Consider the following 16,200-nt stretch of genomic DNA (forward strand, 5'->3'; position numbering starts at 1 on the left):
CGAACGGTCGCCGTGCCTCTTCGTTCCTCATGCTTTTGCTTTCGGCGTCGGCGCCGGGGCGCCGTGCGCTTGATGTCACCGTGGGCCGTGTTCGGCCTGAAATCAATGCTCGCCGTCGCCATTTGCAAGATAGTTGTGTATGTCGGTTGCAGCGATCGCTGCGTGGCCGAATGCTACGGCAAGCTGATTGATCTCGTTGACTACATCTCCGGCCGCATAAAGTCCGCGGACCGCGGTGCGCTGGCGCGAATCCACGACGAGATTGCCCACTTTGTCACAGCATGCACCAAGCTCGACTGCAAGGTTCGAGCGGATGGTCGAGCCCATCGCAGGGTAGACGGTCTCAAACGAGAGCGTTCCGCCGTCGATGAGTTCCACTACCGCCTCCCGGCCCGGGGCGCAAACGGCATTGGGTCTGCATAGGCCGATCTTGATCCCGGCCCTCTTGAGTTTGGTCCGCTCTTGCGGGGAGGGCTCGGATGGATCGGTAATCAGTACGGTCAGATCCTGAGTGAAGGTGCGCATGAACAACGCCTTTTTTATCGCGTGTTCGGCTGGTCCGATGACGGCCACCCGTTTGTCGATTGCTTCATAGCCGTCGCAGATAGGGCACAATCGCAAGACGCCAGCTTGGATCATGTCGGTAGCGCCAGGAAGAGCTGGGAGAATGTCAACAACGCCGGTTGCAATGAGCACCGAGCGGGCACGAATGGGAGATGAAGCGGCCGCCAAAAATCCAGCCTTCGTTTTGCGAATGGATACGATCCTGTCGCGGACCAAGCTTGCGCCGTATCGAGGAGCCTGCAGTTCAAGGCGGTCAAGCAGCTCAGGGCCGGTGATGCCGTCTGGGAAGCCTGGGCAGTTGCGCGTCAAGGGAATCCACTTTGCACGGCTTTCATCCGCATCGACAACAATTACTCGCCTTCGAAATCTTCCAAGGTAAGTCGCAGCCGCTAGGCCGGCTGGCCCGCCACCTACGATCAAGCAGTCGAAGCTTCCTTCATACCGGTTCGTGTCCCGGTTGGCCATTTAGAAATCCTGAACCGCAGGGCTGGATCGCGAGGGCGCAGCCGAACGCCGTTGAAGGAACGCGGAGCAGGCCATTTGGTTACAACGTCTCGCGGGTCTTATAGTTGAAGGGCGACGTCGCTTGGAATTGCCTTTCGCCGCTCAGCGAGATTAGAGCAGGAAACGCCCAGAAGATCGGCTACCGTCTTCATCGGGAACTGTCCAAGATCGGCGGCGGTCTCGGTAGTTTTGACTGGGCTTAGGAAAGGATCTCACGGAGCGTCTCGTTCTCCAACGTTTTGCGCCCGACGATATGTTCAAGCTCGCGCTCCCGACGTTCCAGCTTCTTGACTTCGGAGTTGCCGATTACCGGCTCATCCGGAATCCACCGCCGCTGCGCTTCCCTCGCTCAAGAGCCGACGCGAGCGATCGCCAACCATCAGTTATAGCTCTGAAAATATTTCGCGCTGTTTGTTACACAGTTTGTTACACGGCTAGAACGACGGTTTAAGTTCTCTGCTTCTGAGCTCGCTCGAACATGCGACCTCATGGACAACCGGCGGCTTATAGACACTCCGGCGTATGTATTTTGGGGCTTGGGTCAGAAGGTGACCCAATGCAGGAGCGAGGGGCTGCTCGGATGCGAAGCATCCGCCCAGGACCGCCTCTGTCCAAAAGAGTCGTGGGAATGGATGGCCGCTTTGCGCCTAATGGCGGCCGTTAAAATCAACTGTGGCCCGACCCGAATTCCTCGAAGCCTAGTAGCAATAATGGCTGGACAGCCGGTGCATCGATGCCGAACATCCCCGGGCTGCGACTCCTTTAGGGATCTGCGCATCAGTGTCCTGACGGGAACCACGATTTCGAAACCCACCTTCCTCGAGATAGCCCGGCGCGCCGGGGTTGGCACGCGTTACGGTCAAGCGCGTGCTCAACGGCTGGGGCGGCGTCAGGCCCGCCACCGTCGAGAAGGTCAGGGAGCGAGTCATCCAGAATGGTGGCCGGTACAAGAAGACGGCGATCATCGCCCTCGCTCGGAAACTGCTTGTTGCGCTGTGGAAATACGTGAACGCCGGAGTCGTTATAGAAGGAGCTCTCCTGACGAAACCATCAGCGTAGACGCCAATCGATCATAACAATCTCCAGGACCGATCAGGCCTGGCAGATCCTCGGTAGACGAACCGACGAAACTCATGGTCTCAAACAGCCGCCGCTGAAGAATGGTTTCGTCTCTTGGGTCCGAATCCGCCGCAAGCGGGATCATGGAACAGGTGCATGCGCCTGACCGAATATAAGGTGGACTGGGTTCGCTCGCGAACCGCGTCACGCAAACGGGACCCATCGAATGGATCTACGGATTGCCGGAGGTACATGACAATGTCGACGTGACGCCGTTTGTGGTTGACCATTCCCATATAAGAGTTTCGGGCGCCCGCAGGCGTACGAAAGTCCCCCAGGAAGGAACCCGCGGGCCACAGGCGATGGCTATGGGGATTTCGATTTTCGGCAAGATGGCGGCGATGGCGCGACCGGCCGTCGGGAAGCTCTGGGGTGAATGCGGACAGACCGTTTCGTTGCGCCTCCGCGCGGTTTTGTCGGGACGGTGAGCGGCTGGGCGCGGCTCTGTCGGAGTCGATAATCACCATAGACGTGCGTCGGTCCGTTGCCGGAGACTGAGTGCCCGCAGCTGAAGGCTGAACCATACCATGCCGGGTCATGGCGTGCTGCTCCCGGTGGACGGGGAACCGTGTGGCGGTCCGCGTGGCTGCCTCCATCGTTGGAACACCTCGATCACGATCATGCGGCCGCCACAGCAGGGACATGGCGGGCGGAAGTTGTCCGGTTCCGCCGATGGATCGTTCGTGGCGAGAGGCGCGGCCGCGAGCAGTTGGCGGGCCCGAGGCAGTCCTTGCGAGAGCCGCCTGCGAGCAGGCCGCAATGCCGGATGCGGTGGAATCCCTTTGGCAACACGTGGAGCAGGAACCGGCGAATGAACTCGTCTGTGGCGAGTGTCATAACCCGCTGCCGGTCGGCGGCTTCGCGACGATAGTCCTGGTAACGGAAGGTGACGCCGCTCTCGTCGAGGCGTATGAGGCGGCTAACGGCTATGCCCCACAGTCGAGCGCTTCGTTACCGATTCTCACGGGACAGTCCACGTCCCCTCAACGTACAATCGAAGGGTATCTTCCGGAAGGTCGGGAAACCTGTCAGCGTTCCGTCACGATCCCTTTGGCGGCCGCGGTTGGTAAAGTGCGCTACGATGCCCGTTATTCCTACCTCTGCAATCTCTGGCACAAGCTGACGAACCCAATAGTCGTTTCGGCCCCTTCCGCTGTATTCACCATCACGCCAGCACCGGCGCCGCTTGATCTATTAACGTCCGAACCGCCTTAACCCCGCGGCCCCCCGATCTGGTCGCAAAAATTTAACAAGCCCGCCGTGCCGAAAGGTGCGGCGGGGCTTTTTTGCTGTTTTTGGTGGAACACTCGCCTGCGACCATGGTTCGATCAAGCAGCACCGTGCCGCCAGGTCGGCGGCATGCACATAGGAGAGCGCCGCTTGGCCACTTGGACACAAAGAGATGAGAGAGAGCAGCGCACATCAGATGCTGCACGGTCATTAATCGATGTTGAGCGCGCGGCCCGAGACGCCAAGACGGCTCGGCTCCGGGAGCAGCGGCTGAAGGCTGAAAACACACACTCCTTGGAAACACGCGATGGAACAGCTTCACAGTGACATGGCCGTTTGGCGGACCCCAATGTTTGGGTAGCGCTGGCGGTCGTGCTGGTTCCTTACGGGATCGGCGTTGCACTGCTTCTGTGGATAGCCATCCCCCCGGCTCTGCAACAGCCTTCTGTTCTTTTGCCGTTTTGATCCTTCATGGCATTGCAAATGAGCGAGACCAACCGGTCGCGCGCTCTTTTGTGGAGCGCGCCTTTCGGGCGCCAGGCGAGGAAGTCGTCCACACTCATCCAGTCCACGGGATCTGAACTGGCTTGCGGCGGGCTGAATTCCACATAGAGATGCAGCTCTTCAGGCAAGAAGACGACCCGCCACGTTCCGTTGGTATCGGCGGCAAGGCTGCAGGTGAGAGACGTCATGGCGAGGCTCCTTTCGAGACGAGCTTGCCAGACGGCCCGGGAAATTCCATCCCAAGAAGTAGGTATTGACGTGCCGGCGATTTCGCGTGCCCGTGGCTTGACTTGGCCACCTGATCGTCTAACGAAAACAGAACATCCATTAGGGCGCTAGGATCTGGTTTCGATATTTCGGGCATGCCTGCGGGCGATAAGGTCGACAGCTTCATCATCCTGCCACTGTCCGGGCGTCGGGCCGAACCGGCCTTGCGCGAAGTCGAGGCGTTCCTCAAGAGGTGCTTTCCCGAATACGACTTCTTCGCCAATGCCGACACGGAGCCTTTCGAAGGCGATTATCAGGTCCTCCCGATCTGCGGCGTTGGTGGCGACGAGCCGGGCACTTTACGCGTGCTCGACACCCCGAGCAGTCGGTGATGATGGGGATCGCCGCGGCGCTGAAAGGTTTCAGGCCGGGCCGGCCGCCGACGCTGAACTAGAGGGACGGTTCGCCGCCGGGTTTCTTTGCGCCCCGCCATCAAAGACGAGGAACGCGACGGCTTTTCCGCTCGTTGATTCCTTATGCCCTCTACCTCGATTCGCAAAACGGAACGATCCCGAGCGCAAGGTCCTTTCGGTGTGGTTCGTGGCCAGCGGCAAGCGCTACGAGTTTGAGGGTGTTCCGCCGGAGACCTTTGCGGCATTTAAAGCCGCGTTCGCAAAGGGTCGCTACTTTAACCACCACATTCGCAATCATTTCCGGTACCGCCTGATTGCGAGCGATAGCGACCCGGGATGATTATCCGTCGGTGGCGAGGTGGCGCTAAGTGCTACCAGTCCCTGGGACCTCGTCCAGGAGACTTGGGCCTTTGCTCGCTGGCAACTGGCCGTCGGGAGTGAGCTTGTCCACTGCGTCGGGGAGTTCTCTTGTGAGCCGGTCGAGAAGCTCGTCATGGGACAATCCGGTTTGCTCGGCCAGATCGTTCAACGTTTGCGGGTCGATTGCTTTTTCAACCTGCTCGCGCTGAACGGGCCGGTTTGATCCTTTACTTACCCACGAATCTACCTGATCGCCCGCACCCACATTTCTGAGACGGTCCAGGATGTCGCCGAGACCGCCGGGGAAGGAGCCGGCGCTAGCGTTGGGATCTGTTGATTTCCTGCCAGCGATCAACTCGCCGATCTTGTCCCTGTTCTTGTAGGCAAGCAGGCCAAGCAACGCTATGGCGACCTTTCCGATGTCAAGGCTCATTTCGCATCTCCTTCCAGAAGAAGGCAAAAGTCATGCGCTTTTGAAAGGTTCCACGGTTCGGGTCTCCGCCGGAAATCCGGGCTATCCCCGAGCCTGTCGTACATTAGCATCTACGGAACTTTCGGCCCTTTCGCGTGTTGAAACCTTGTACTCCGGCTAGACAGCAATTGTGATCAGCTGTTGGTGCACTTGGCCCGTCGGCTTCGGTCGGCGGGCTTTTTGTTGTCTTGGGTGGAACACCCCCCTGTATTTGTTCGATCAGCACTGTCCGCCCAGATCGGAGCACGCATTAGGAGGGCGCCGCCAGGTCAAAAATACATTAGAAACGTGGAACATAAGTGAGGCGGAAAACATTGTTGGCGCCATGGACAAGAGCGATGGCGACAATCTTCCTGAATGGCTTTCGAGCGATCTACCCGAGGATTCTGTGATCCGAGGAGATATCGCGACAAGGATTTCGAGAGAAACCGCCCGCAACAACGGGCCGGGCGATTCGGAGGTCACGAAAGCCAGGCTGGATCACAATCTGTTTGAGGAACAGGAAGAAGCGGACGCCGCCGTCCATCGAGGACCATCTGTGGTTCCGTTGCTCCTGGTTCTTTATGTGCTCTCGATGTTGCTCCTGGCAGGCTACGCGCTCGCTCGTGCATATTTTCTATGACCCCCGCTCAGTCGCTCGGGCGGCGCTTCAACATGCGCGCCTCGCGGAGCAACGAAGCATAATCGGTGCCGATCATTTCGATCAGCTCTCGCGCTTGGGCCTCCGTGATGCCGGTTTCTTTGGAGAGGACCTTAGCCTGCACCTCCTTGAGTTTGTCGCTGGACTTCTCTTCTCCCATGTTGCGATGCTCCTACCTTCATCACAAACTCGTGGGCAAAGGGGCTTGTTCCTCGAACCGCCGGCGCTTTACAAAGTTTGATCGGTCCAGTTCAATTCGAACGACGGGCGTGTATGGCTACTGACCCATGAAAAAGCCGCTGGTCCTCGTTGCTGATGACGAGCCCATGATCGCACTCGATCTTGAAATCAGCCTTTGCGAGGCTGGGTTCACGGTCGCGCTCACAGCATCCTGTGAGGAGACGCAAAGGTGGTTGGCAGAAGAACGTCCGGATTTGGCAATACTGGACGTCCGATTGAAAGACGGAGAGTGCGTCTCAGTCGCAGAAACGCTGGCCTCGCTGGGCGTGCCTTTCCTTGTGTACACCGGCGTCCATCCGGCCGAGTGCCACGTGGCATTCGCCTCTGGGAAGTTCATCGCCAAGCCTGCCGATACACAACAGATCATCACCCTTGTCAGGTCAAGCGTTCCCGATGACATCGACGCGCCATAGTGCCCACTCTGGCAACCAACCCCCCGTCTGGTTTCGCAACCAACCGAGGGCGTCTGGATCAGCTGCCCCGCAGCGCCTTCGCAGCTTCGCTTGACCGGGCGCGATCATTGCCGTGGGTCTCAATTAGCTGCCGGACCTCTTACCGGCTTTGGATGAAAGGCAACGCAGGCGAGCAACTTTCGTTGTGGAGCCGCGCGGAATCACGTTCCGTTCACTCTGGCTAATATAAGCTTTGTACCTAGTATTCACTGGGTTAAGTACCGGCGCCGGCCGCCTTGAGTTCATTCCGCCGATGGAGCCCAAGCTGGTCCCAAGGCCGGCCGAGGGTGAACACTGATTCACGAGATCAAGCTCGACGGCTATCGCACGCAGATCGCGCTGGAGCGGTCATCCGCGGCGAACGGATGACCGCTTCACGCGATGGTCTTATTGTGTCGCAAGATCGGACTTTGATGGGAAGCTGCCCAGCCGCTTTCAGTGCTGAGATCAATTTAAGCGGACCTCCTCTCAAGGTATCGGCGAGAACCTAGGATAGTCCTATCGACGCTCAGAGAGGCTGGCAGGGCGTGTAGCACGCAAGAATTGCGATGCATGTCATGGCAGAGCGTGGCATGAACACGGCTGACAAGCGCCTTGTAAAGACGGTCGGTAAGCGTGTTGGCTGTTGCCTTGGCCACTAGGTCTGCTTGTTTCGACCGAAGGCTTGGCAAGCATATATTCTGGCAGGTCAAGCGTTAGCAGACAGCCGTTGCCCGCTATTTTGCCTTACGGTTGTCCGCTCGGGTCACTTCGATCGAGACGGGCCGGATTGAACGGTTTCCCTTGGCTTTAGCCCTGTTTTCAGTAGGCAGCGTTCCTTCAATCGGGAAAAGCATCTCTGTTTGGCCCTCAATACGCTTCCGACCACGTTTGGCCGGAAGCGCGGGAGCTGAGAGCACCTCAGGAGGATCTACCATTCCCGGTAAAAGCACGGGAACCGGATTAAAGAGTTGCTCGATAGTGACGATCTGAATCTTCGGAACTCGCCTGTTTGAGGGACCTGTCTCGCCCTCCGACACGGCCTCGCGAACCATCGGGCCTGTTGGAGGGTTGACGCAAATGAGAACTCCCAACTCGGCTTCCTCGCGCTTCATTACTGATTTGAGTTTGTGAATTGCGTCCACGCCTACATTCAGACCGCCTTTCACCGACACTATCGCCCGGCTGGCGCGGTCCTTGCCTAGTTGGTGATAGCGAATAATTCCGTCGATACCGCCATCCGCCCCCGGCCTGTCCTTCGGCAAGCCGTCAAGAGTGAATACGGCCCATTTCTGGAATTCGAGCCAATCGCGCGCGGCCAGCGCCCTCGCATCTTCGGCATCCTCCGGCCGCCCGTATAGAGTATAGCTGCCCTTAATTCCGGGGCCGAATGCCTTCACAAGCCGCTGCTCGATGACATGTATGGCAAGATAGGTGACATCGATTCCGATCCATCTGCGGCCTAGTCGTTCGGCGGCGTGAATGGCCGTTCCGCAGCCGCAGAAGGGGTCCAGGACAACGTCATCGGGTTTCGAGGACGTGCGAATAATTCTTTCGAGCAATCCAACGGGTTTTTGGGTAGGGTATCCCAGCTTTTCAGCTTCGTTGGACAGCCATTTCACATCTTCGTCAATGCGGTCGTTGTTGTCATAAAGCGCACCTTTGGTCCCAGGTTGAAATGCCCAGATATCTTGGTATGGGACTCCCTTTGTCGGGTACTGCTTGTATTTCGGCCTTCCTGTCTTCGAGAGAACTATGAGGTCGACCGACAATAGATAATCGAGTTGTTTTTGAACCTCCGCGTCTCGGAGGTCGGTCGGCATCATTTCCTTTAGGCTATCTGGTATAGCCCAGTGCCGCCCTCTGGGAGTGGGGTCGTAGCCGCGCCACGGTTTGCCGCTATTGCCCTTTCGAACCTCCGGCCCCATAATTTCGTTCAGGCGATATTTTCCTCGTTCATCCGCAAATCGAAATTCGCCGTCGATGTATTCTTTGCTGTGGGGCGTGACCCCAGGAGTAAATGTGACATCTTTAGACTTGCCATAAAACAATATTACGTCGTGGATTGGCCCGTATTGCCTGCTAAGCTTATTGTGTGAGCCGCCGCGCCGCCAAATGACCTCGCTGCGGAAATTTCGGGGATCGAATATCGCATCGAGCACTATCTTGAGATAATGGCTCGCAGTCGGATCGCAGTGGAGGTAGAGCGACCCGGTTGGCCTTAAGACGCGGCGCATTTCAATCAAGCGCACGGCCATCATTGCCAGGTACGCCATCATGTCACTGCCGGCGAATACCTTTTGAAAGGCATCTAGCAAAGCACCGGCTTCAAAATGGCGCGCCGCTGTCTCGTCCAACGCCCTTTGCGCATCTATGCCCCAAGTCCATGTATCTTCGAACGCATGAGATTGAGCTTTGGAGGCCCCCCCATGTTTCGTGCCATAGAGGACGTTGTAATTCGCATTCGAATTGAACGGCGGGTCGAGGTAGATCAAATCGACCGACTCTGCTGGCATCGCCCGCAGCACGTCTAGATTATTGCCGAAGTGAAGCTCATTCATAACTTTTATCCCCGGCAACAGAGTTGCAGGTTGCGGTTAACTATTTGAGAATTAACGGCTTATTAACGGTTTCGACGTGTTCGCTCACCGCTCGGTAGCGACTACCGGCCATTTACACCATCGAGAAAGTGTAGGAGGATAATCCTAGGTGGGGCGATTTGCTAACGGAGGTCGCTATGGCTAGATCGAAACCGTCAAAGCAGTTATCGCAGGTAGAAATCGAGCGCTTCCTCGTGGCAGCGGAAGCGCTGCACCAGAGCGTTGTCCGTCCGCTGCTATCGCCTAGCTGCGAACACTTCCGAGCGCTGCAAAACACCCACGAGGAGCTGCTAAAGTCGGTGAAGGATATCACCGGCAAGGATGCTCCGTTCATCCGGCGGAACGGGACGGGCCCGGTGAACTAACGGCACTTCATACGCGCCGCCGAATTCTTCTGCTGGCCGGGCATGTGGATGGCGGGAAGCAATTTCACACCTGAGAGCAACGCGCTCTTCATCGCCCATCTGTTCCTCTTCCAGGACCGAGCGGATACCGAGCAGATTTTCCCGCGCGCCATGCCTGGTCGAAGCGCCGCCGGCATCAAAGCGCTGGTGAACAACTTCTTCGGCGGAATGCTGGTGTTTGACCTCGCCTTGCAATGGACCCTCGAGCCGGGACCGTTCGCTACGATTTCAAATGGCTCACCGGCAGGTCCGACATTGCCGAGCTAATTGCCGATGCGAAGCGTGAATTCGCGCAGTCTATGGGCTCGATCCCGACACTTGCATTCCGATCGACATACCCCTCACTCCTGCGGGACCCTAACGATCCCGGTGTGTGCGACTGGGTAAAGGCATCTTGTGGAGCATTCCCGTATCAGTCTGGCGGGCTGTCGGTGTCATTGCCGTTCCGCTTGCGGGGACGAAGATCGAGCGCGAGGGCACTCAGTTCGCGGATTTTGGCGTCGCTTCCTCGTGCCAGGTGATTGATCAGATCCTCTTGATTGGGCTGGCCAAGCGCGAGGCGGTAGAGCAGTCGCTGGCGCTGGAGATGATCGAAGCGCGCAAGGTCCCGGCTCTTCGCAAGCGCCAGGACATGCCGACTGATATCCGCGTCCTGGAAGGTCCACCAAGGCGCCAGACCGGGCCCGTCGCGGTACCTGGCTTCCGCGATCATGGCCGCCGCAACCCAAGGGGACTTGCCAGAAGCCGCACCAGCCAGGGCATCCGTTCGTACCGTCGCGCCGAGCGGCCGGCGCACAAGCAGACCTCCATAACGCGAAATTCGTCCTTCCCGCTGCTCCAGGTCAACGGGGTTTGAAGGCAGGTCCCAATGGACGATCCTGCGGCACCAGCTGTGGAAGTCCAGCCCCTCCTGACCGATCGACGTGGTGGCCAGGACATGCGGCCAGAATGGTGTATTGAATGCACGCCGTAGCCCTTCGGACCGTGGTGGCGGATCCTCTCCTTCCTCGATCAGGGCACGCTCGGCCGCCTCGTTGTCGCTACTTTCCGTGCCGCTGAAAGGAACGGCAGCATGGCAACGGAGCCGGATTGGCGGCGCCGAGGAGGGGAGCGCCTTGAACGTGAACCAGCCGAGCGAGGCGTGCAGCGCCGATCCAAGCTCTTCGAGGAGCTGTGACGGGCCGATCTGTCCCGACGCAATCCAGAAGTGCTCGTCGAGAACGCTCTCCAGGCCGCCTTGGCACACGGCAGCCTGAAGCACCTCGGATATTTTTCCGTCGCCAAGGCGCCCCCAGAACACCTTGTTGTCCAGATATGGTCGCAGCCGATGCCAGCAGAACCATACCAGCTGATACAGATGGTTATCGCTTATGGCGCCGGGAAAATGCCTGAAAAGGGCTCGCCCTACCGCAATCGCCGGGCCACCGATCGCCATCTCGACAAGCCGACCGAACTCGGTCTTGCTGATCCATTTGACGTCTTCGACGTTGGCACGCTCTTCCACAGTGCGTCCGAGAACGGCTTCGTCGCCCGCCGTCGCATACCAGGCGGCTTGCGATGCCTCATACTCGCCCGATCTTGCCTCCAACGCTGCGAGCAGCTCCCAAAGCGGCCGTGCGCGCTTTGCGTCCTTCTTCGGCTTTTTGCGGATCGCGACGCCGAGCGTGCCCAATTCGACGCGAAGCTGACGACTGACCGTCAGGCTTGCCTGCGCCAATGTGGCGTGCGCCCCCTTCAACGGATCGGTCGCCCGAATGAGGAGAGGTGACGGATGAAATAGCGCCATCACCGGCAGCCCTGATTGCGGCTGTAGACGCTTGCTCTCCCAGACCCGGCGCCGGCCACCCGAGCCCGTGTCAAGGTACTCGTCTTCCGCGCCAAGGCTGAGCAGGGCGGCGATGCTCTGGGGTGTCGCACGGAAGCGGCTGAACAACAGCGTCTTCTGCGTTGACGAACCCAACCATGGACCGGAGAGTGGCCACCAAGCGATCGAGGGCGCGACCCATGGCAGCGCGAGGTCAGCAACAGGATTGATCTGCTGGAGCGCACGGAGCTTCGGACTTCCCCAACCGCTCTTCGCTTCGCCGGCACGTCGGTTGGCTCGCAGCTGTGGCACACCGGCGGATCGGTCGTATTCGATGCCGCTGGAAATCTTGTATCGAGCGCCGAGCGCCTGCGCGGGCAGTGGGACCGAGAGCCAATAGGCAGAAGCGGCGGTGCGGCTGCGCGATGTTACCGGCGAAGCGAAATGCTTGAAGAGCTTCAGGTCGACCCTATCGATAGCGAGCGGGTCGCGCTTGGTCCTGTGCTCAGCACCGACTGCCGGTGGCCGTTCGGTGCGGGCGATATGAGGGCGAAGCAGATCGTCGATGCGGTCTCGGGTTTGCGACGCCCGCGCGCGCAGCACGGGATCGACTGTATCACCGCCCGCGTCGCTGATCGCCCTCAGTATTTCTCCGAAGCTCGAAAAGAGCTCTTCAGCCTGGCTGCGTACCTCCTTGCTGCCGGTCAGGAACTCGATCGTCTCGAACAATTCCTCATGCGCCTGTGAACCGTCCTTGCCATCCCAGCTGTGGCCATAGAGGCGATATGGGGTCGCTGAGAGCAGGAGCATCGCAGTCTTCTTGCGCCCGATGCCCAGCAGTGCGCGCCCGAGCCGATCGTCCGCAGCCGGCTTCAGCAGGTGGCGGAAGCGCTGGAATTCGTCGAAGATGATCACATTCGGCGGCGTACCCGCGAGGCAGGCCTCTGCCAGAAGTCTGCGCAGCACCGTCAATGTCCGGCTCGGAGACTGTGACATTGCGGCCTCGACGATCTTGCGCTTCAAGCCATGCCCGAAGCGCTCGCGCAGCGCCTTTCGATAGGCTGGGACCAGCGCCTTGTCGGTCTCGGCAATGCGCCGGGTGGCAACGGCGCAGGCGCCGGCCCAGCTCTTCACGGCGCGCTGCTGCATGAAACCTGGAGGAAGCGCGGCACCGATTTCCGGCACTGCTCGCTCCAGCAACATCGATAGGAATGCCCTCTCCAGTGCCGACCCTGGATTGGGACGCGCCGTTTCCGGAGGAAAGGACGTGAGCGGGGCCAGGGAGTAGAGGCGCAGGGGCGATTTAGACTTCGGGTTGAGCGGGATCATCGACAGCCGATCGACCTTGGACAAAGCTTCGTTCCTAGTCGCCTGGGTCGGCAGGAAGTCTACCAGGCGAGACGCGTTCTGGTCGGACACCCGTGTGTTGCTGGTGATGTAGAAGACGGTCAACGGTTTGGTGCCATTGCGTGACAGGCAGCGGACCACTTCCCTTGCTACCGTCGTCTTTCCAAGACCGACTTCGTCCGCGACGAGGAAGCGGCGGCTGGTCGGGCCGCTAAGGCACTCGACGACCGCATCGACGGTATCTTGCTGGAATTGCCGCGGGATGCTGGTCATCGCTGCAGCAGCACGTCCCGCGCCACCTCCCATGTTGCCTGTAGGGCGGCGAGGTCCCTCGTGTCATTGTCCGAGAGGTGCTCACCGTGCTGAAGCACTGCCGCGACATAGCGATCCAGAATCCGATCCACACGCTTGAGCTTGTCGAGATCATTGCGCGCCCAGGCGGCCAGCATGTCTTCAAGCGCGAAGCCGTCATGCTTCCAACTGGCACGACGATCGGGATCCGGGGTTGGTTCGTCGCCGTCCCAATCATCCTCGGTGCCTGGGCTGCCTTCACCGTCGAGCATTTCGCGCAGCCAGGTCTGAAGGCCTGCCACACTCAAAAAGCGACTGATCGCCGCCGAATCCCGTGCCCCATCGATTGGCGGTGAAACAGCCACGCGTTGCAGCCAGCACTCTGGCGGGAGATTCCCATACGTCAACCGGAACTGGACCAGATCGGTCTGCAGCGCGAGGGAGACATCGCCGATCTGGACGGCCAACTCGCCGCGCGGCCAAGGCACCAGTGTCATCGTGGCCAGTCCGACCTCTAGCATTGCATTGTCCGGCATCGTCGGCGCCGGCTCACAGCAAAGCGTGAACCGGTTGTCCTTGCGCCGCAACAGCAGCGGAAGCTCGGCGAGGCGCCAACGCAGTCTCTCGAGTCTCTGCTCGGCGATGTCATCTTCAGTCGCTACAAGCGCTTCCAGGACGGATGCGGAGATGGGCACAGCAGCACCGACTATCGCGGCGATTCCATCGATCATCGCTTCACCGCCTCTGAAACGGGCAACCACTTCGGCGTTGCCCCCCGACCATGCGCGTTGGGTGGCGTTCGCGCTTCCCGCCACGATGTCGACCTTCTGCCCCCGGATCGACGCGAAAAGCTTCGCATGCAGGCCCGAGTGATCCGTCCCGCGGGCGTGATCAGCGCCATCCTCGTCGGTCATATCCTGGTGTTTGACGTGTAACGGCTCGTCCTCGCCGGTCTCGCCGTCCGGCGCTGGAGCGAAGAGAGACAGAAGCTTGAACCCGGCCAGATGGCCCTTCGCCTCCGAGCTGAGTTTGCGAACAGCCGGCAACGTGGTGACGAGGGTTCGAGAGGCACTGGCGGCGGTCGCTGCAGCAAGGGTTTCAACGAATGCATCGCACACGAATGGGCTGAGCACGACAACCTTACATCCATCAGCGTTTACGATGGGCGGCTTCGGGCGCCCGCCGGGGAGCCAGAATTCGACCGTGGAAACATCGATGCCGTCGGGTGCGACCCATCTTAAGGACCGAAGCTCGCGGGCGATTTCATCGGGAACAACGCCTGGCAGTACCGCGCTGCGTGCCAGTTCCGCACCCAGCGCATCGATCCCGCCGATCGGTCGACTGCCCTTCCGACGCCGAGATTCGCCATCCAGCGTCAGTCCAAGATCGAGGTCGCGACTGAGCGTGAGGTTGCGGCTGCCCAGCCAAAGCCGCCAAGATCGCCGCTTGTCGGGGCTTTCGTAGCAAATGAGCGCGAGCTTGGGGTGCCAACTGCTGTTCTGCTCCTGGAACGGCATTTCGATGACGAACTGATCGAGCACGCCCGCGATTTTCGGCATCTTCCGCCCCCGGTGAATCCGACCGCGCTGGACGACAAACCTCACGCGATCACGTAGCGCCTCGATCGCGCTCGCGAAATCCGACTTGTTGCCGCCGGCATTGTCGCGGCCGCGCGCATGTAGGTTCAGTAGGGCGCCGCCGAGCACGATCGGGTCGGCAGAATAGGAGGCGATCAGCGCCAACTGCGTCTGCGCGAGTTTGGGCGGGCGAAGCAGTTCAAGAAAGGCTTGGCCGGGGAAATCGCGTGGCGTCTTGCTCATGCGCCGACCAGATCCGCCAATAACATCTGGATACGATCCCAACGGTAATGAAGCGGCACGGCGCGCGGGTGCGCCTCATTATCCCACTCCGTCCTCCGGTCGACGCCGAACTGGTTGCGAGACAGCCGCGCGCGTCGGCCCTTGCGGTACCATTCCGCTTCAGCATAGGCCGGACCAAGCTCCATCGGGTCCGATCTTTCCTTTTGAACCCAATCCAGCGTCTGTCGGAGAGCCTCCGACACTATCAGCGCAAGGCCATCGACGTCGTTGCTGAATTTATCCCAGGCTAGCCGGGCGGCTTGCTCGCTCCATGCCTCGAGCACGCGCGGCAGGACGCTGCGCTGCACTTCGGACGTTGGCGTGTGATCGATCTCTTCGCGCAACGTCTCTACCTGAGCCGCGTAGACCGCCCGTCCGATGGCGGCGAGTGCTGCAGCCTGACTGGCGCGAACGAGGGCAGGGCGCTCCTGCCCCGCAATCATTTGGACCTGCCGCGCCCATGGCATTTTCGCCGATGATACATCCTGGCCAACCAACCGGGCGAGAATGGCCTTCTCGCCGGGATTGCCGGGCGACGACAGGCTTCGCAGACGCTTCGCCAGGAAGACTTTCTCATGCTTTAGAAGACGGAAACTGAGCGTTCCCTCGCCTTCACGCGCCCATTCTTCTGGAGGCTCCGGGCAAGTGAACGGCCAGTCAACAGTCGACAGGGAATTTCCTTCGTCGTCCTTCAACGCGGTCGACCGCTGTTTGCCCGACACCAACCGCTCGACCTGGTAGCGGCTGAGCGGGCCGATTGCCGCCTGCTCGCGCAGGATCCCCCATCGCTGCAGGGCACCCCAATAGACCTGGGAAGGCCGTTGTTCGACCGGCTCGGGGTAATTTCGGCTGCCGATCACACCGTAAGGCTCGTTGATCAGCCGCCCGGTCAGCATGTGCTCGCGTTGCTGGACGCTGTCCTGCACCCGCTGTCCGCGGCTTGGTTTCGATTGTTCGTCCCGATACAGCCACGGCACGAACAAGACGTATCGGAGCCGGGTATGCAGAACGGAAGTGCCGGGAAAAAAGCGATTGGCATAACTCTGGTGAACCGTGAGAAAGCCGATCTCATCTCGCACTCCCTGTTGGTCGGCCGCCATAAACTTGCGCGCCTCGCGCATCGCGTCCGACGACAGGTAAGTCATACCAAACGAAGCCAATCACACCCCCCAAACAACATTTGTTCAGTCTACTAAAGCCGGATCACCTTA

15 protein-coding genes and 3 pseudogenes are annotated in these 16,200 nt (G+C 59.7%); 8 read left to right on the top strand and 10 right to left on the bottom strand.

Annotated features, from left to right (window positions below; translation table 11 throughout):
- Positions 1–102 precede the first annotated feature (102 nt).
- Positions 103–1,029, bottom strand: coding sequence for an NAD(P)/FAD-dependent oxidoreductase (locus tag AC0L2P_RS24450; protein WP_473504771.1), 927 nt, complete (start codon positions 1,027–1,029; stop codon positions 103–105).
- A gap of 108 nt (positions 1,030–1,137) precedes the next feature.
- A pseudogene (locus AC0L2P_RS24455) lies at positions 1,138–1,436 on the bottom strand (IS3-like element IS426 family transposase); the annotation flags it as partial.
- A 553-nt stretch (positions 1,437–1,989) separates the two neighbouring features.
- Between AC0L2P_RS24455 and AC0L2P_RS24460 the strand changes: the two are divergent.
- Positions 1,990–2,127: pseudogene (locus AC0L2P_RS24460) on the top strand (IS110 family transposase); the annotation flags it as partial.
- Positions 2,128–2,722: 595 nt separating this feature from the next.
- On the opposite strand, the pseudogene AC0L2P_RS24465 reads toward AC0L2P_RS24460, so the two are convergent.
- Together AC0L2P_RS24465 and AC0L2P_RS24470 are read right to left on the bottom strand one after the other, a co-directional pair.
- A pseudogene (locus tag AC0L2P_RS24465) lies at positions 2,723–3,117 on the bottom strand (transposase); the annotation flags it as partial.
- Between the two features lie 683 nt (positions 3,118–3,800).
- On the bottom strand, positions 3,801–4,109 hold the full coding sequence (locus tag AC0L2P_RS24470; protein ID WP_473504773.1) for a hypothetical protein: 309 nt from the start codon (positions 4,107–4,109) through the stop codon (positions 3,801–3,803).
- A gap of 174 nt (positions 4,110–4,283) precedes the next feature.
- Between AC0L2P_RS24470 and AC0L2P_RS24475 the strand changes: the two genes are divergently transcribed.
- A complete protein-coding gene (locus AC0L2P_RS24475; RefSeq protein ID WP_473504775.1) occupies positions 4,284–4,520 on the top strand; it encodes a hypothetical protein in 237 nt (78 codons plus the stop codon).
- A 208-nt stretch (positions 4,521–4,728) separates the two neighbouring features.
- On the top strand, positions 4,729–4,881 hold the full coding sequence (locus AC0L2P_RS24480; protein ID WP_473504777.1) for a KTSC domain-containing protein: 153 nt from the start codon (positions 4,729–4,731) through the stop codon (positions 4,879–4,881).
- Positions 4,882–4,905: 24 nt separating this feature from the next.
- Here AC0L2P_RS24480 and AC0L2P_RS24485 read toward each other — a convergent pair whose 3' ends face one another.
- Entirely contained in the window at positions 4,906–5,334 is a 429-nt protein-coding gene (locus tag AC0L2P_RS24485) for a YidB family protein (RefSeq protein WP_473504778.1), read from the bottom strand.
- A 364-nt stretch (positions 5,335–5,698) separates the two neighbouring features.
- Between AC0L2P_RS24485 and AC0L2P_RS24490 the strand changes: the two genes are divergently transcribed.
- Complete coding sequence (locus AC0L2P_RS24490; RefSeq protein ID WP_473504780.1) at positions 5,699–5,995, top strand: hypothetical protein; 297 nt, start codon at positions 5,699–5,701, stop codon at positions 5,993–5,995.
- Between the two features lie 7 nt (positions 5,996–6,002).
- Here the strand turns inward: AC0L2P_RS24490 and AC0L2P_RS24495 are convergent, their stop codons facing one another.
- On the bottom strand, positions 6,003–6,173 hold the full coding sequence (locus tag AC0L2P_RS24495) for a hypothetical protein (RefSeq protein ID WP_473504782.1): 171 nt from the start codon (positions 6,171–6,173) through the stop codon (positions 6,003–6,005).
- A gap of 127 nt (positions 6,174–6,300) precedes the next feature.
- On the opposite strand from AC0L2P_RS24495, the gene AC0L2P_RS24500 reads away from it, so the two are divergent.
- Positions 6,301–6,666 carry a response regulator gene (locus AC0L2P_RS24500; RefSeq protein ID WP_473504784.1) on the top strand — a complete coding sequence of 122 codons (366 nt, stop codon included), beginning with the start codon at positions 6,301–6,303 and terminating at the stop codon, positions 6,664–6,666.
- Positions 6,667–7,421: 755 nt separating this feature from the next.
- Here the strand turns inward: AC0L2P_RS24500 and AC0L2P_RS24505 are convergent.
- A complete protein-coding gene (locus AC0L2P_RS24505; protein ID WP_473504786.1) occupies positions 7,422–9,245 on the bottom strand; it encodes a site-specific DNA-methyltransferase in 1,824 nt (607 codons plus the stop codon).
- Positions 9,246–9,421: 176 nt separating this feature from the next.
- On the opposite strand from AC0L2P_RS24505, the gene AC0L2P_RS24510 reads away from it, so the two are divergent.
- Both AC0L2P_RS24510 and AC0L2P_RS24515 read left to right on the top strand, forming a co-directional pair.
- Positions 9,422–9,649, top strand: a complete 228-nt coding sequence (locus AC0L2P_RS24510; RefSeq protein ID WP_473504788.1) for a hypothetical protein — start codon at positions 9,422–9,424, stop codon at positions 9,647–9,649.
- A 42-nt stretch (positions 9,650–9,691) separates the two neighbouring features.
- Positions 9,692–9,955, top strand: a complete 264-nt coding sequence (locus AC0L2P_RS24515) for a hypothetical protein (protein ID WP_473504790.1) — start codon at positions 9,692–9,694, stop codon at positions 9,953–9,955.
- A 145-nt stretch (positions 9,956–10,100) separates the two neighbouring features.
- Here AC0L2P_RS24515 and AC0L2P_RS24520 read toward each other — a convergent pair whose 3' ends face one another.
- Complete coding sequence (locus AC0L2P_RS24520; protein ID WP_473504792.1) at positions 10,101–12,515, bottom strand: C-terminal helicase domain-containing protein; 2,415 nt, start codon at positions 12,513–12,515, stop codon at positions 10,101–10,103.
- 3 nt (positions 12,516–12,518) lie between these two features.
- On the opposite strand from AC0L2P_RS24520, the gene AC0L2P_RS24525 reads away from it, so the two are divergent.
- Positions 12,519–12,701 (top strand): hypothetical protein, encoded by a 183-nt coding sequence (locus AC0L2P_RS24525; RefSeq protein WP_473504794.1) that lies wholly within the window; start codon positions 12,519–12,521, stop codon positions 12,699–12,701.
- Between the two features lie 407 nt (positions 12,702–13,108).
- On the opposite strand, the gene AC0L2P_RS24530 is transcribed toward AC0L2P_RS24525, so the two are convergent.
- Together AC0L2P_RS24530 and AC0L2P_RS24535 are read right to left on the bottom strand one after the other, a co-directional pair.
- Positions 13,109–14,950: a phospholipase D family protein gene (locus tag AC0L2P_RS24530; protein ID WP_473504795.1), complete on the bottom strand. Its 1,842-nt coding sequence runs from the start codon at positions 14,948–14,950 to the stop codon at positions 13,109–13,111.
- On the bottom strand, positions 14,947–16,134 hold the full coding sequence (locus AC0L2P_RS24535; protein WP_473504797.1) for a DUF6361 family protein: 1,188 nt from the start codon (positions 16,132–16,134) through the stop codon (positions 14,947–14,949). Before AC0L2P_RS24535 ends, AC0L2P_RS24530 begins: the two co-directional genes overlap by 4 nt.
- Positions 16,135–16,200 lie beyond the last annotated feature (66 nt).

Source organism: Mesorhizobium sp. WSM4836 (genome assembly GCF_055811815.1).